Raw genomic sequence first — 14,327 nt, 5'->3', positions numbered from 1 at the left:
CTCAGCAGACCTTGGTGGCCTTGCGCGCCGCGTTCCAGAGGATCCACTGGCGGCGCCATTGCGGCACGACGCACCTGTCCTCGAACGGCTTGTAGTCCGGCCGGTCCATGCGTTCCAGGTAGGGCCGGACCAGGGCGATCGGCAAAATGGCGGGGACGGCCTGGCGGCAGATCTCCCCGATGCAGTAGCCGGCCTGGTCGAGATGTTGCCAGGCGAGCTGACGCAGTTCGGCACGCACGGCGGACAGTTCGGGCGACGCGGTGCCGGAAAAGATGTCCTCGCGCCGGGCGCCGTGGCGGGTCATCACATCGTCGGGAAGGAAGATCTGTCCGCGTGACGCGTGGAAGGGCATCGCCCGCAGCAGGCCGGTTATCGCGTAGGCGATGCCGCCATGATCCACCATCGTCGCCGTCCAGTTGCAGCCGCGCGCGCCGAGCACCTCGGTCGCCAGAGCCATAGGCTGCGACGAGGTGGCCCGGCAATAGGCCTCGAAATCGGCGACGGACGGCATCGGATCGTCATACAGATCGAAGGCCCTGGCCTCGATCAGGTCGAGCAGCGGCTGGCGGGAGAGATCGCATGTCTCGACCGTCTCAATCAGCGCGGCGGCGACCGGATGCCGCCCCACCTCGCCGTGGCCGCAACCGGCGAGCGCGTCGCGCCACCACTGCAGGCGCATCTCGCCAGGCAGGGCGTCGCTCACGACATCGCGGATGCGGGCGACCTCGAGATTGAAGGCATAGAGGGCGAAGAGATGCCTGCGCTCGGCCTCCGGCGCGAACAGGCTGGCCAGGAAGCGGTCCTTGTCGCCTCGGCGAACCAGGTCTTCGCAATACCGGTAGCTGGCCGTTGTTGCCGCGCCACCCATGTCAATCCACCGCGATCAGCGCGGCCCCCACGGAACGGCCCTCGGCGAGGAGGACGTTGTAGGTTCTGACGGCGGCGCCGGTATCCATGACATCGAGCCCTATACGGTGCTCGGCACAAGCCAGGCGAACATCGGCGGCCGGCTGCTCGAGGCGGCGGCCGGTTCCGATCAGGAGCAGTTCCGGCGGTTCGGCCTCGCGGAACACGCGCTTCAGGCTTGCCGCGTCGAGGCGCGCCGGATCGGGCGCCTCCCAGGCATAGATGCCGCTGTTCACGATGAGGATCGACCCGCGATGCGACATGTTCGCGAAGCGGAAGCCGCCGTGCCCGTAGGCCTCGATCGGCGCCCGTCGCGGGAAGTGCGGGTCGCGCATCTGCATTGCGTCGAACGGCGGACCGCCGCTCCCTGGCTCAGGTCCCCTCCGCGGCCACCGCGGCCTTGGATCCGCTGCCGCTTTCGGGCTTGGCACCGAGATAGAGCAGGATCGGGGATGCAACATAGATCGACGAAAAGGTTCCTACCAGGACGCCCCAGATCATGGCGAACACGAAACTGCGGATCACCTCGCCCCCGAAGACATAGAGCGCGATAAGCGCGAGCAAAGTGGTGAGCGACGTCATGATCGTGCGCGACAGCGTCTGGTTGACGCTGAGGTCGAGCAGATCGGTCATCGGCATCTTCCGGTACCGGCGGACATTTTCGCGAATGCGGTCATAGACGACGACCGTGTCGTTCAGCGAATAGCCGACGATGGTCAGGATCGCGGCGATGCTCGACAGATTGAAATCGAGCTGCAGCACGGCGAACACGCCGATGGTCATGATGACGTCGTGCACCGTGGCGATCACCGCCCCGATCGCGTACTGCCACTCGAACCGGAACCAGATGTAGATCAGGATCGCGAGGATCGACGCCAGAACCGCGATCGTGCCCGTACGGGCCAACTCGGCGCTGACCGTCGGACCGACGATCTCGACGCGGCGATAGTCGACCGTGTCTCCCAGCGCCTCGCGGATCTTGGAGATCACCGCCTGCTGGGCCAGTTCGCCGCCCTCCTGCTGGACGACACGGATCAGAACCTCGTCGGGAGCGCCGAATTCCTGGATCTGGACGTCGCCCAGCCCGAGACCGCCGACGGTCTGGCGCAGCTCGGAGATGTTGGCCGGGCCGTCCTTGGTCTGGATCTCGATCAGCGAGCCGCCGCGGAAATCGATGCCGAAATTCAGACCGACCACGAAGAACAGCACGATCGACAGAACGGACAGGGTCGCCGACAGCGGCAAGGTGATGCGCCGAAGGCGCATGAACCCGATATGGGTGTCGTCCGGAACCAGCCTCAAGAGACGCAAAGGTTCGCTCCCAGTTTAGATCGGGACAGCGGACGGGCGACGAAGCCGAACCCATTCCGCGACGATCAGACGGTTGACGAGATAGGCCGTGAACAGCGTCGTCACGATGCCGATGGCAAGCGTGATGGCGAAACCGCGGATCGGGCCAGAGCCGAGATAGAACAGGATCACGGCGGCGATCAGCGTGGTGATGTTCGCATCCATGATGGTCGAGAGCGCGCGCCGATAGCCTGAATCGATAGAAGCGATGGCGCTCTTGCCCGCTTTCTGTTCCTCGCGGATGCGCTCGTAGATCAGCACGTTCGCGTCCACCGCCATGCCGACGGTGAGGACGATCCCCGCGATGCCGGGCAGTGTCAGGGTCGCGCCGAGCACCGACAGGATTCCGATGACGAGCGCGATGTTGATGAACAGGGCGATATTGGCGAACACGCCGAACAGTCCGTAGACGGCGATCATGAATATCACCACCGCGATGGTACCGATCACGGCCGCGATCTTGCCTGCTTCGACCGAGTCGGCACCGAGCCCCGGACCGACCGTGCGCTCCTCCAGGATCGTCAGCGGGGCCGGCAGCGCACCGGCACGCAGAAGGATCGCCAGATCGTTGGCTTCCTCCACCGTGAAGTCACCGCTGATCTGTCCCGAACCGCCGAGGATCGGCTCGCGGATGACGGGCGCACTGATCACCTCGTTGTCGAGAACGATGGCGAAGGGCCGGCCGACATTCTGCTGCGTGGCGGCGGCGAACCGGCGCGCACCGCTCGAATTGAACCGGAAGCTGACGATCGGCTCGTTGGTGCGCTGATCGAACCCGGGCTGGGCATCGACGAGGTCCTCGCCGCTTACCATCACGCGCTTTTCGATCAGATAGGGCGCCGGCGGGTCGTCCTGCGAATACAGCAATTCGGATTCCGGCGGCGGACGACCATTAAGCGCCTCGGTCGCCGGCATCGACAGGTCGACAAAACGGAAGGTCAGCTTGGCGGTCTGGCCGATCAGCGCCTTGAGGCGGGCCGGATCGTCGAGACCGGGCACCTGAACCAGAATGCGGTCGGCGCCCTGGCGCTGGATGGACGGCTCGGTCGTCCCCAGTTCGTCGATGCGGCGGCGCACGATCTCGATCGACTGGTCGACCGCGGAACTGACGCGCTGGGTGATCGCCTCCTCGCTGAGATCGAGGGTGATCTGACCTTCCGGCGTGGATTGGATGGTGACGTCCCGGGCCGTCGAACCGGTCAGAATCGAGCCTATCGGCTGGGACAGATCGCGGAGCGCCTTCACGGCTTCGTCGGTCTGAGCGACATCACGAATTCTCACGCTCACCGAGCGATCATGCGCCGCAAGGCCGGTGTAGCCGATGCGCTTGTCGCGCAGAATCTGACGCGCGTCGTCACGCAGCGTATCGACCCGCTCCTTGATGACCGCGTCCGTATCGACCGCCATCAGGATGTGCGAGCCACCCTGCAGGTCGAGGCCAAGGACGAGCTGGCGGTGCGGAATCCAGGACGGCCACGATTCGACTTCCTGCTTGGAAACGAAATTCGGGATGGTCGCCAGTATCCCTGCCGCGCAAATCGCGATGATCAGGATGACGGTCCAGCGGGCGAAGTGCAGCATGGGGGCCTAACGCTCGGAGAAAAACATTCGTGGGAAAGGACGCTCTAGCCTTCGTCCTTGACGGGCTCGCCCTTGGCGCGAACCTCGGCAACCATATGACGGGCAATCCGGACACGCACGCCCTCGGCGACCTCGACCTGGATTTCCCGGTCGTCGATCACCTTGGAGATCTTGCCGATCAGGCCGCCCGCGGTCACCACGGTATCACCGCGGCGCAGGGCGCCGATCATTTCCTGCTGCTGCTTCACGCGCCGTTGCTGCGGGCGAAGGATCAGGAAATAGAGAACCACGAAGATCAGGACAAAAGGCAGAAGCGAAATGAGGAAATCGCCGCCGGGCGCTCCTGGGACCTGCGCGAAGGCGGGCGTGACGAACATCGTATTCCTCCAATCCAGACACAACGGGATAGTGCGCCGCCGGATTCCCCGCAGCGAAAGCGCGCGGACTATACCGAGAGCCTCGCGCTTTGCAAACCGATACCGAACCGTCTGCCAAGGTTGTCGGGACCGGCGCCTGCGGGCCGATTGACCCCGCAGGCGCGCGTGATACGGTCCGCGCGCAAGGCACGGGTCATACGCCACAGGCGCGAAGTCCAGGAGATAGGTAACGGTGTCCGGGGAACAAGACGAACTGACGAAACTTCTGGGACGCATCGCCGACAGTCTCGAACGGATCGCCCCGCCCGCGCCAGCGCCGGTGGATATCGCCGCGGCCGACGCCTTCATCTGGCGCCCCTCCCCGCCCGGCCTGCAGCCCGTGCCGGCCGTCAACCGCGTAGACATGGTGCTGCTCAAGGGCATCGACCGCGCCCGCGATCTCCTGATCGAGAACACCGAACGCTTCGCCCGTGGCCTGCCGGCCAACAACGCCCTGCTCTGGGGCGCCCGCGGCATGGGCAAGAGCTCGTTGATCAAGGCGTCGCACGCCACCGTGAACCAGACGCTGAAAGCCGAGGGCGCCGGGCCCCTGAAGCTCATCGAGATCCATCGCGAGGATATCGAGACGTTGCCGGTCCTGATGGGCCTGATTCGCGCCGTTCCAGACCGCTTCCTGATTTTCTGCGACGATCTGTCGTTCGATTTCGACGATACGTCCTACAAGTCGCTGAAGGCGGTGCTTGAAGGCGGCATCGAGGGACGGCCCGACAACACCCTTTTCTACGCCACCTCGAACCGGCGCCATCTGCTGCCGCGCGACATGATGGAAAACGAGCGGTCGACGGCGATCAATCCGTCGGAGGCCGTCGAGGAAAAAGTGTCGTTGTCCGACCGCTTCGGGCTCTGGCTCGGCTTCCACAAGTGCAGCCAGGACGACTACCTGGACATGATTCGCGGCTATGCGGGCCATTTCGGGCTGGAGGTCGCGCCCGAGGCGCTGGAACGCGATGCGCTCGAATGGGCGACGACTCGCGGGAGCCGCTCGGGGCGCGTCGCCTGGCAATTCATCCAGGATCTCGCCGGTCGCCTCGGCCTGCCGCTCAAACCGGCCCGTTGATACGTCATCAAAGACAAACGGCGCGCCGAACTCCGGCGCGCCGTTCTTAGTCTGACCTTGGTGGAACGGTCAGTCAGAAGCCAGGTGCTTGAGCGGATCGACCGGCGTCGAGCCCTTGCGAAGCTCGAAGTGCATCTGCGGGGTCGATACCGACCCCGTCTGGCCGGCCTTGGCGATGACCTGCCCGCGCGAAATCACGTCGCCGCGCTTGACCAGAAGCTCGCTGTTGTGGGCGTAGGCCGTGACCCAGTCGTCGGCGTGCCGGATCAGCACCAGGTTGCCGTAGCCTTTCAGCTCGTTGCCTGCATAGGCGACGACGCCGTTCTCGGCCGCGCGGACAGAGGTGCCTTCGGGAACCGAGACATTGATACCATCATTGGTGCCGCCGTCCCCCTTCTCGCCGAAGGAGGAGATGACACGGCCGCGCACCGGCCAGCGGAAATTGCCGGCCGACAGCGCGGCGGGCTCGGGCACGCCGGCGCGCGTGGAGGTTCCCGCAGAACTGTCGTTCTGGGGCGCGTAAGCGACCTTCTGCGGCTCGGGAGCGTCCAGATTGCTGCTCTCGATGCCGGACTTCTGGACCGGCGCCGGTGCGACCGCCGCGACCTGCTCCGGCTTAGGCGCCTCGGCGGCCGGCTGGGGCGCCGGAGCGGACGCGACATTTGTCTGGGCCTTCGGAGCGGGCGCGGCCGTGGCGACCTGCGTGCCTGCGCCGGGGATGCGAACCTTCTGGCCGATGCGGATGCCGTAGGGCGCCTGCAGATCGTTGGCCGCGATGATCGCGTTCGGGCTTACGCCGTACGCGCGGCTGAGCGAATAGACCGTCTCGCCAGAAGACACGGTATGAACGCCGCCGCCGGCAGCGGTCTTGGGCCTTGCCACTTCGGTCGTGGTGGTCGCCACCCTGGCGGCACTGGCCGGCGTCGGCCCGGCAACCTTGACCACACCCTGCGCCTGGCTGGGATGCACCCAGCCGCCATGCGGCTGCGAGAACACCGGAATGACAAGCTGCTGGCCGGGCTGGACGGCATCGGCGCTGCTGAGGCCATTGACCTTCATCAGCGCTGGCGCGGGAACACCGTAGCGGGTGGCGATGGTGAACGCGGTCTCGCCGGGCGCGACCGTCACGGCCGAACCATTGGCGGACGTCGCCGGAGCCGATCCGAGCTGGTTGGATGCGGGCTGGTTATACGCGGGCTGGGCCGGGTAATTCGACGCCGCGGCGCCTGCGATGGGCTCCGGCGGGATCGATCCGGTGTAATCCGCGCCGGGATCACCGCCGAAGTAGGAACCGCCACTGAACCGGGTGACATCGGAGCTGCACCCCGCCGCCAACGCCCCGAGCGCCCCAACGATCGCGACCCTGAGCAACAGGGTCTGACGGACTCCGCCGATTACGCTACGCATCGCACCACTCACGCCGCACATACTGAAGAACACAGTCGTTAGTAAACGGCCGTTGAGGTAAACATTGGCTTAAGGCTAAGAAGACTTAAGCGTTTTCGACGCTGGAATTCAGAGCTGCTGCGCCTTGCCCGGAACGAGCGGAACGAACATGACGCCGATGAGCGTGTCGTCGTCGTACCCCTCCTCGGTGCGCACGATCCGGTGCAGGTACTGCGCGCCGCCGATCGGGCCGATCGGGATCACCATGATGCCGCCGACCTTGAGTTGGTCGACGAGGACCTGCGGCACCGTCTCGGCCGCCGCAGTGACCATGATCTTGTCGAAGGGTGCCTGGGCCGGCCAGCCCTGAAGGCCGTCGCCGACCATGGCCGTGACGTTGGAGACGCCGAGGTCCCGCAGCCGCTCCTCGGCCTGCCTGTGCAGGGTGCGGTATCGCTCGATCGTGTAGACGCGCCGGCACAGCCTGGCCAGCACGGCGGCCTGATAGCCCGAGCCGGTGCCGATCTCGAGCACCTTGTCGCGATCGGTGAGTTTCAGCAGCGACGTCATGTAGGCGACGACGAAGGGCTGGCTGATGGTCTGCCCGCAATCGATCGGCAGCGAGCGATCGTCATAGGCGTAGACGGCGTGGGCCTCGTTGACGAACAGCGCGCGCGGGATCGTCTCGATCGCCTTGAGGACGCGGGAATCGCGCACGCCCTGCGCGCGCAGCCCCATGATGAGCCTGGCGACCGCGATTCGGCCTTCGCTCAGGTCGCTATCGCCGTCCTCGTCGCTCATTGCCCCTTATGGGCCCCTTCATGGCCCCCTCGTGCGCCCCCGTCATGCACTCAGTGTCTCACGCCTCCTGGCCGAGCGCGAGATGCTCCAGGAGCCGGGCGTGCGCCACGGTATCGGTGAGATTGAGGGTCAGCGGCGTCACCGAGATGCTGCCGTCATAGACCGCGCGCAGATCCGTTCCCTGCGCCGGGCTGGACTTACGCCGCTCGAAGCCGATCCAGTAGTACGGGAACCCGCGGGTGTCGAAGCGTGCATCGATGTGCAGCAGCGACTGGTCGCGCTTGCCCTGCTGGGTCACCTCGATGCCCTGCACCTCGTCGGGCGCGCAGGCCGGGAAATTGACGTTCAGGACGACGCTGGAATCGAAACCGGCGTCGAGCAGCCGGCGGACGGTCCGCGCGCCGTGCTTCTCGGCGGTTTCCCAGGGAATCTGCTCGGGATTGCGGAACGTCTGGCTGAGCGCGATCGACTGCACACCGAGGAGGGAGCCCTCGAAGGCGCCGGCGATCGTGCCCGAATAGGTGACGTCGTCGGCGAGGTTCTGGCCGCGGTTGACGCCCGACAAAACGAGATCCGGCTGCTGGTCCTTGAGCAGATGGCGGATGCCCATGATCACGCAATCGGTCGGCGTGCCCCGCACCGCGAAATGGTTCCTGGAGATCTCACGCAGCCGCAAGGGATCGTTCAGCGTCAGCGAATGCGAGGCACCGCTCTGGTCCGTCTCCGGAGCGATCACCCACACCTCGTCGGAGAGCTCGCGAGCGATCGTCTCGAGCACCTTGAGGCCCGGAGCGTGGATGCCGTCGTCATTGGTGACCAGAATACGCATTCGATCAGTGTCCGTTTTCTTCCAAGTACCGTTCAACCAATCCGGATGTCATGCCCGCGCTTGTCAGGCCCATCACAGGCCGTGGGACAGGGCGCCTCCCCGTCCTCTTACCTCCCGATCGCGTCCATTCCGCCCATGTAGGGCTTCAGGACGTCCGGCACGGCCACCGTGCCGTCTGCCTGCTGATAGTTCTCCAGCACCGCGATGAGCGCACGCCCGGCGGCGACACCGGAGCCGTTCAGCGTGTGGACGTGGCGCACGCCCTTTCCATCTTTCAGACGATAGCGCGCGTTCATCCGACGGGCCTGGAAATCGCCGCAGAGCGAGCAGCTCGAAATCTCGCGATACGCGCTCTGCCCGGGCAGCCAGACCTCGATGTCGAAGGTCTTGCGGGCGGAGAAGCCCATGTCGCCGGTCGACAGCGCCATCACCCGGTACGGCAGCTCGAGGCGCTTCAGCACCTCCTCGGCGCAGGCGGTCATGCGCTCCAGCTCCGCGAGAGACTGCTCCGGCGTGGTTACGGAGACGAGCTCGACCTTGGAGAACTGATGCTGGCGGATCATGCCGCGCGTATCCCTGCCCGCGGCGCCCGCTTCGGCGCGAAAGCACGGCGTCCAGGCGGTCACCCGCGTCGGCAGCACGTCCTCCTCGACGATGTCGTCGCGGACCAGGTTCGTCAGCGGCACCTCGGCGGTCGGGATGAGCCAGTAGCCGTTGCGCTCCTCGGCTTCGATATCCTCGATGCTACCCGCGTAAAACTGGTCTTCCCGGAACTTCGGCAACTGACCGGTGCCGAACATCACCTCGTCGCGAACCAGCAGCGGCGGATTGACCTCGGTGTAGCCGTGCTCGCCCGTATGCAGGTCGAGCATGAAGGCGGCGAGCGCGCGCTCAAGCCGGGCGATACCGGCCTTCAACACGACGAAACGGGCGCCGGAGAGCTTGGCCGCCGTCTCGAAATCCATCTGGCCGAGCCCCTCGCCGATTTCGAAATGCTGCTTCGGCTCGAAGTCGAACGCGCGGGGGGTGCCGACCTTGCGGACCTCGACATTCGCCTCCTCGTCGGCGCCGACAGGCACATCGTCGAGCGGCAGGTTCGGGGTCCAGGACATGGTCCTGTCGAATTCGGCCTCGACGGTACGCACCTCGTCCTCGAGCGCGGGGACGCGTTCCTTGATGCCGGCAACCTCGGCGATCAGCGCCTGTGCCCTCTCCTCGTCCTTCGCGGCCTTGGCCTGGCCGACTTCCTTCGACGCGGCGTTGCGACGCTCCTGCAGGGCCTGCAGATCGGTAACCAGGAGCTTGCGCCGGTCATCGAGCTCGACAAGCCGGGCGGCCGTGCCCCTGTACTCCTCCGACCGCGTCATCAGCGCGGCGTCGAAGGCGTCGGGATTGTCGCGAATCCATTTGATGTCGAACATGGGCGTAACGGCTTGCTGGATGGGTCTGCCGGGTGTGCCGGCTCTGGCGGAACGAGGCCAGGCCCTAGGAGTCCGCCTCGCGCTCGGCCTCAGCCTCGGCGCGCCGCTTCTCCACCATCCTGACCGAAATAATGGACAGTTCGTAGAGAAGCAGGGTCGGCAGCGCAAGCCCGATCTGGCTGATCGGATCGGGCGGCGTCAGGAAGGCGGCGACCGCGAAGGTGATGATGATCGCGTATTTGCGTTTGGTCTTCAGTCCGTCGGAGGACACGATCCCGGCCCGGCCGAGAAGCGTCAGCAGGACGGGAAGCTGGAAGCACAGACCGAACGCGAAGATCAGCGTCATGACGAGGCCGAGATACTCGCTGACCTTGGCGACCAGCTGGATCTTGGCCACCCCGGGACCGGACTGCTCCATCGACAGGAAGAACTGCATCACCAGCGGCATGGTGAGGAAGTAGACCAGCGACGCGCCGAGCAGGAACAGGATCGGCGTCGCCACCAGGAACGGCAGGAAGGCGCCGCGCTCGTTCTTGTAAAGGCCGGGTGCCACGAACATGTAGATCTGCCCGGCAATCACCGGAAACGCCAGGAACGCCCCGCCGAACAGAGCAATCTTCAGCTGCGTAAAGAAGTATTCCTGCGGGGCGGTGTAGATGAGCTCCAACCCCTCGACGTTGCCGCGCGCCCATTCGTAGGGCTTCAGCAGGATGTTGAAGATCTCGGAAGCGAAGAAGAAGCAGATAACGAAGCCGATGCCGAGCGCGATCAGCGACCACATCAACCGCTGGCGCAGCTCGATCAGATGTTCGACCAGCGGCGCCTTTGTCGCTTCGATGTCTTCGTGGCTCATCTATGGATTCCGGACTCAGGCCACCGTATCGGAGCTGGCGGAGCCCGACGTGTCGGCTTTCGGCGTCTTGGCGGCCGCCTTCTTCGCAGCCGGTTTCTTCTTCGCGGCCGGCTTCTTGGCAGCAGCCGGCTTGCTCGCCGAAGCGGGCTTGGTGGTGCCGGCCTTACCGGTGGCCGCGGCGGCTTTTCTGGCGCCGGTGGCCTTGCCGGCGGCGGTGGTCTTGCTGGCGGCGCCCGTCGCGGTCTCCGGCGAAGAGGTACCGGATTTTTTGTCCGTCCCGCTCGCCGCCTTGGCCGATGGCGGCTTCGGCTTGTCGGGCTCCTCTACCGCCTTGCGGACGCTTTCGCCGGCGTCCTTCAGCGGATTGAGGCTGTCCTTGATCTGATTGACCGGATTGACCGACCGCACGCTTTCGATGCTCTTGCGCACGTCGTCGAGCTCGGCTTCCTTCAGCGCCTCGTTGAACTGGCTCTGAAACTCGCCGGCCATCTTGCGCAGCTGGCCGGCATATTTGCCGAACGTGCGCAACATGCCGGGCAGCTCGCGCGGACCGACAACGACGATCGCCACCACGGCGATCACCAGAAGCTCGCTCCATCCGAAATCGAACATCGAGGTCTCCGCCCGCTATGGCGGGCTCCAGATCAAACCAAGCCGGACCGGAAACGCAGGTCCGGACCGCCGGCCGAGACTTAGCTCGCCTTCTTGGCGCCGCTGGTCTCTTTGGTAGGCGATTCGACCGTCTCGCTCGCCTGGTGCTCGATGGTCTTGCTCTTATCCTCGTCGGCGGCCGTCTCGTCCTCGCTCATCCCCTTCTTGAAGCTCTTGATGCCCTTGGCGACGTCGCCCATCAGGTCGGAAATCTTGCCGCGGCCGAACAACAGCACGAGCAGAACGATGACGATTAGGATCTGAAACCAACTGGGAGCCATGTACGCTCTCCTCGAATTCAAGGTTACCGGGTTCGTCGCGACATTATATAGGTCGCCGCCCCGCGGCAACACGATGCCGCGACGCGGTTAATCGCCGAAACGAGTCCGTTCTCCACGGACGGGAAACATCAGCACGGCGGCCTCGTCGATCGCGACGCCGACCTCGGAGCCCACGGCGACCGGGTTCATATCGCGGGACCGGGCCTTCAGCGGCCCGTCGAGGCCCTCGACGGCGATATCGAGCCGTTCCACCTCGCCGAGAAACCGCCGCGCGACCAAACGCCCTGGTACGCCGGCGCCCGGCTCGACCAGCCGTACGCCGTGCGGACGCACGCAGACAGTGACCTCCTCGCCGCTGACCACGCCTTGGCGGGCAAAATCGCCGACCGGCGTCACCACGCGTCCGCCCTCGACCTCGCCGGGAATTTCGTTCAGCTCGGTGAAAAAGCGGGCCGCGGCGAGATCCACGGGCGTGTGATAGAGCTCGGAGGCGGTTCCGACCTGGACCAGGCGCCCCGATCGCATCAGCACGATGCGATCGGCCATGCGCATGGCCTCCTCGGGATCATGGGTAACGATGATGCAGGTCGCCCGCGTCTCGCGCAGGACCGCGAGGGTCTCGTCGCGCACCTCGTCGCGCAGCCGGCTGTCGAGGCCGGAGAAGGGTTCGTCCATCAGCAGCACGCTCGGACGGGGGGCGATCGCGCGGGCCAGCGCGACGCGCTGCTGCTCTCCGCCGGACAGCGCGTGCGGATAGAGTTCGGCGTAATCCTCGAGCCCCACCCTGCGCAGCGCCTTCAGCGCCTCGCGCTCCGCATCGCCGCGCGGCAGTGTCGTCAGACCGAACATGACGTTCTTCAGGATCGACAGATGCGGAAACAGCGCGAAGTCCTGGAACATCAGACCGACGCCGCGCTTCTCCGGCGGGACGAAGCGACTTCCGCCCGAAACCGCCTGCCCGTTGATCATGATGCTGCCGCTCGACGGCTCTTCCAGCCCCGCGGCGAGCTTGAGCAACGTCGTCTTGCCGCAGCCCGAGTGGCCGAGCAGGCAGACGAATTCGGCCGGCTCTATATCGAGCGTCACCCGGTCTACCGCCGGCGCCGTGTCATAGCTGTGGGAAACGTTGTCAAAGGACAGACGGGCGGCGATCGCCGCGCCGGCGGTGCCGCGGCGGCCCCAGCGCCCCATGTCGCGCAGCCGCCCGGCCTTCGGCCGATCGCCCGCACTCGTCGCCGCCGCCTCGTGCACCGGGCTGGCGTCTTTCGTCGCCGTCGACATTACCGCTCCTCTTCGTCCTCGGCGAAATCATCGCCGAACGGGAGTTCGTCCTCGAGCGGGTCCTCGTCTTCCGTCAGGGCGTCGCCGTCGGACGGCGACGGCACCTTGAAGTCCGGCGGCAAGCGGCTGTCGAGAAGGCCGGCGCCCTTCAATTCCTCGACGCCGGGGAGATCGCGCAGCGACTCCAGGCCGAAATGATCGAGAAACTCCTCGGTGGTGCCGTAGGTGACGGGCCGGCCCGGGGTGCGCCTGCGGCCCCGCATACGCGCCCAGCCGGCTTCCATGAGCACGTCGAGCACCCCCTTTGAAATGGAAACGCCGCGGATCTCCTCGATCTCGGCACGCGTCACCGGCTGGTGATAGGCGATGATGGCCAGAGTCTCGAGGGCGGCCCGCGAGAGCTGCCGCTGATCGACGGCATCGCGGCGCAACAGGAACGACAGGTCTTCGGCCGTGCGAAAGCGCCACTTGTCCGCGACACGCACCAGATTGACGCCGCGGCTGGAATAGGCCGCCTGCAATTCGCCGAGCAGGGCCGGTATATCGGCGTCCCTGGGCAGCCGCGACGCGATCGTGGCGACATCCAGCGGCTCGGCGGCGGCGAACAGCAGCGCTTCGAGCATGCGCAACTGCTCGCGGCGCTCGCTCGGCGTCATGCTGGCGATGTTGTCTTCGGTCGTTTCCGTCATTTTCGCGGTTCCCGCGCCTTCATATAGATCGGCGCGAACGTTTTTTCCTGTCGAAGTTCCAGAAAGCCTTCGCGGCAAAGTTCCAGGCTGGCCGAAAACGTCGAGGCGGTCGCGGTGCGGCGCATGGCCGGATCGGCGATAAACTCGCCCACGAGCGCGTCGAGCGCCGTCCACGCGCCGATCGTCCCGACGAGACGCTCGAGGATCTCGCGCGCCTCCTTCAGGGAGACGACCTTGCGCGGCTTCAGCACGACCCTGCGGACGGCATGCTGACTGGCCTGTTCGCCGTAGGCCTTCAGAAGGTCGAACAGGGTCGCCTGGTAGACGTTGCGACGCTCGACACGAACGCCCTCGGGAAGCCCGCGGGGAAAGACGTCGCGGCCCAGCCTGTCTCGGTTCACCAGTTTGACCGCGGCGTCGCGCATCGCCTCGAGGCGCTGCAGCCGGAACGCGAGGATCGCCGCCATCTCCTCGCCGGTCGGCTCCTCGTCGTCCATCTGCTTGGGCAGCAGCAGACGCGACTTCAGATAGGCAAGCCAGGCGGCCATTACCAGATAATCGGCCGCGAGCTCCAGCCGCAGCCGGCGCGCCTCGTTGATGAAAGCCACATATTGATCGGCGAGCGCCAGGATCGAGATCTTGGCCAGATCGACCTTCTGCGACCGGGCCAGCGCCAGCAGCAGGTCCAGCGGCCCCTCGAAGCCCTCGACGTCGACCAGAAACGCTTCCGCGTCGGGTTGCGGGATGCGCTCCGACGTTTCGGCCCAGAGATCGGCGCCCTTATCCGTCATGGAGCCGCCCCGG

General features: G+C 65.8%; 16 protein-coding genes. 1 reads left to right on the top strand and 15 read right to left on the bottom strand.

All coding sequences use genetic code 11. The features are described from left to right. Nucleotide 1: 1 nt before the first annotated feature. The 5 genes from MUB46_RS19460 to yajC are packed head-to-tail and all read right to left on the bottom strand — an operon-like array spanning nt 2 to nt 4,214. Nucleotides 2-868 (bottom strand): phytoene/squalene synthase family protein, encoded by an 867-nt coding sequence (locus MUB46_RS19460; protein ID WP_261617628.1) that lies wholly within the window; start codon nt 866-868, stop codon nt 2-4. Nucleotide 869: 1 nt separating this feature from the next. After that, a complete protein-coding gene (locus tag MUB46_RS19455) occupies nt 870-1,247 on the bottom strand; it encodes an Mth938-like domain-containing protein (RefSeq protein ID WP_261617627.1) in 378 nt (125 codons plus the stop codon). A gap of 31 nt (nt 1,248-1,278) precedes the next feature. Then, nucleotides 1,279-2,217, bottom strand: a complete 939-nt coding sequence (gene secF, locus MUB46_RS19450) for a protein translocase subunit SecF (protein WP_261617626.1) — start codon at nt 2,215-2,217, stop codon at nt 1,279-1,281. Between the two features lie 15 nt (nt 2,218-2,232). After that, nucleotides 2,233-3,837 carry a protein translocase subunit SecD gene (secD, locus tag MUB46_RS19445; protein WP_261617625.1) on the bottom strand — a complete coding sequence of 535 codons (1,605 nt, stop codon included), beginning with the start codon at nt 3,835-3,837 and terminating at the stop codon, nt 2,233-2,235. 44 nt (nt 3,838-3,881) lie between these two features. Then, a complete protein-coding gene (gene yajC, locus MUB46_RS19440) occupies nt 3,882-4,214 on the bottom strand; it encodes a preprotein translocase subunit YajC (protein ID WP_261617624.1) in 333 nt (110 codons plus the stop codon). A 232-nt stretch (nt 4,215-4,446) separates the two neighbouring features. Here yajC and MUB46_RS19435 point away from each other — a divergent pair, with 232 nt between their 5' ends. After that, nucleotides 4,447-5,331, top strand: a complete 885-nt coding sequence (locus MUB46_RS19435) for an ATP-binding protein (protein ID WP_261617623.1) — start codon at nt 4,447-4,449, stop codon at nt 5,329-5,331. Nucleotides 5,332-5,400: 69 nt separating this feature from the next. On the opposite strand, the gene MUB46_RS19430 is transcribed toward MUB46_RS19435, so the two are convergent. The 10 genes from MUB46_RS19430 to MUB46_RS19385 all read right to left on the bottom strand — a co-directional run bounded on the left by MUB46_RS19430 (nt 5,401) and on the right by MUB46_RS19385 (nt 14,314). Beyond that, a complete protein-coding gene (locus MUB46_RS19430; RefSeq protein ID WP_261617622.1) occupies nt 5,401-6,738 on the bottom strand; it encodes a peptidoglycan DD-metalloendopeptidase family protein in 1,338 nt (445 codons plus the stop codon). Between the two features lie 108 nt (nt 6,739-6,846). Next, nucleotides 6,847-7,518, bottom strand: a complete 672-nt coding sequence (locus tag MUB46_RS19425) for a protein-L-isoaspartate(D-aspartate) O-methyltransferase (protein ID WP_261617621.1) — start codon at nt 7,516-7,518, stop codon at nt 6,847-6,849. A 58-nt stretch (nt 7,519-7,576) separates the two neighbouring features. Next, nucleotides 7,577-8,347 (bottom strand): 5'/3'-nucleotidase SurE, encoded by a 771-nt coding sequence (gene surE, locus MUB46_RS19420; protein ID WP_261617620.1) that lies wholly within the window; start codon nt 8,345-8,347, stop codon nt 7,577-7,579. Nucleotides 8,348-8,454: 107 nt separating this feature from the next. After that, nucleotides 8,455-9,768 carry a serine--tRNA ligase gene (gene serS / locus MUB46_RS19415; protein WP_261617619.1) on the bottom strand — a complete coding sequence of 438 codons (1,314 nt, stop codon included), beginning with the start codon at nt 9,766-9,768 and terminating at the stop codon, nt 8,455-8,457. A gap of 64 nt (nt 9,769-9,832) precedes the next feature. Next, entirely contained in the window at nt 9,833-10,621 is a 789-nt protein-coding gene (tatC, locus tag MUB46_RS19410) for a twin-arginine translocase subunit TatC (RefSeq protein ID WP_261617618.1), read from the bottom strand. 15 nt (nt 10,622-10,636) lie between these two features. Next, nucleotides 10,637-11,233: a Sec-independent protein translocase protein TatB gene (gene tatB / locus MUB46_RS19405; RefSeq protein WP_261617617.1), complete on the bottom strand. Its 597-nt coding sequence runs from the start codon at nt 11,231-11,233 to the stop codon at nt 10,637-10,639. 80 nt (nt 11,234-11,313) lie between these two features. Next, nucleotides 11,314-11,553: a twin-arginine translocase TatA/TatE family subunit gene (locus tag MUB46_RS19400; protein WP_261617616.1), complete on the bottom strand. Its 240-nt coding sequence runs from the start codon at nt 11,551-11,553 to the stop codon at nt 11,314-11,316. Between the two features lie 87 nt (nt 11,554-11,640). Next, the gene (locus MUB46_RS19395; protein ID WP_261617756.1) at nt 11,641-12,744 is read right to left on the bottom strand and encodes an ABC transporter ATP-binding protein; all 1,104 of its coding nucleotides are present in this window, start codon (nt 12,742-12,744) and stop codon (nt 11,641-11,643) included. 89 nt (nt 12,745-12,833) lie between these two features. Then, nucleotides 12,834-13,523, bottom strand: coding sequence for an SMC-Scp complex subunit ScpB (gene scpB, locus MUB46_RS19390; RefSeq protein WP_261617615.1), 690 nt, complete (start codon nt 13,521-13,523; stop codon nt 12,834-12,836). Continuing rightward, nucleotides 13,520-14,314, bottom strand: coding sequence for a segregation and condensation protein A (locus MUB46_RS19385; RefSeq protein WP_261617614.1), 795 nt, complete (start codon nt 14,312-14,314; stop codon nt 13,520-13,522). The genes scpB and MUB46_RS19385 overlap by 4 nt, the downstream gene beginning before the upstream one ends. Nucleotides 14,315-14,327 lie beyond the last annotated feature (13 nt).

It is taken from the genome of Microbaculum marinisediminis (assembly GCF_025397915.1).
Classification (GTDB): domain Bacteria; phylum Pseudomonadota; class Alphaproteobacteria; order Rhizobiales; family Tepidamorphaceae; genus Microbaculum; species Microbaculum marinisediminis.
The sequence above is the reverse complement of the archived record's forward strand: the minus strand, read 5'-3'. Positions and strand labels throughout refer to the sequence as shown.

Bases quoted from the DNA above. Each gene is read 5' to 3' on its own strand.
- MUB46_RS19460 (WP_261617628.1), bottom strand. From the start codon at position 868: ATGGGTGGCGCGGCAACAACGGCCAGCTACCGGTATTGCGAAGACCTG.
- MUB46_RS19400 (WP_261617616.1), bottom strand. From the start codon at position 11,553: ATGGCTCCCAGTTGGTTTCAGATCCTAATCGTCATCGTTCTGCTCGTG.
- serS (WP_261617619.1), bottom strand. From the start codon at position 9,768: ATGTTCGACATCAAATGGATTCGCGACAATCCCGACGCCTTCGACGCC.
- yajC (WP_261617624.1), bottom strand. From the start codon at position 4,214: ATGTTCGTCACGCCCGCCTTCGCGCAGGTCCCAGGAGCGCCCGGCGGC.
- scpB (WP_261617615.1), bottom strand. From the start codon at position 13,523: ATGACGGAAACGACCGAAGACAACATCGCCAGCATGACGCCGAGCGAG.
- MUB46_RS19425 (WP_261617621.1), bottom strand. From the start codon at position 7,518: ATGAGCGACGAGGACGGCGATAGCGACCTGAGCGAAGGCCGAATCGCG.
- MUB46_RS19395 (WP_261617756.1), bottom strand. From the start codon at position 12,744: ATGGGGCGCTGGGGCCGCCGCGGCACCGCCGGCGCGGCGATCGCCGCC.
- MUB46_RS19385 (WP_261617614.1), bottom strand. From the start codon at position 14,314: ATGACGGATAAGGGCGCCGATCTCTGGGCCGAAACGTCGGAGCGCATC.
- tatC (WP_261617618.1), bottom strand. From the start codon at position 10,621: ATGAGCCACGAAGACATCGAAGCGACAAAGGCGCCGCTGGTCGAACAT.
- MUB46_RS19430 (WP_261617622.1), bottom strand. From the start codon at position 6,738: ATGCGTAGCGTAATCGGCGGAGTCCGTCAGACCCTGTTGCTCAGGGTC.
- MUB46_RS19455 (WP_261617627.1), bottom strand. From the start codon at position 1,247: ATGCAGATGCGCGACCCGCACTTCCCGCGACGGGCGCCGATCGAGGCC.
- secD (WP_261617625.1), bottom strand. From the start codon at position 3,837: ATGCTGCACTTCGCCCGCTGGACCGTCATCCTGATCATCGCGATTTGC.
- surE (WP_261617620.1), bottom strand. From the start codon at position 8,347: ATGCGTATTCTGGTCACCAATGACGACGGCATCCACGCTCCGGGCCTC.
- tatB (WP_261617617.1), bottom strand. From the start codon at position 11,233: ATGTTCGATTTCGGATGGAGCGAGCTTCTGGTGATCGCCGTGGTGGCG.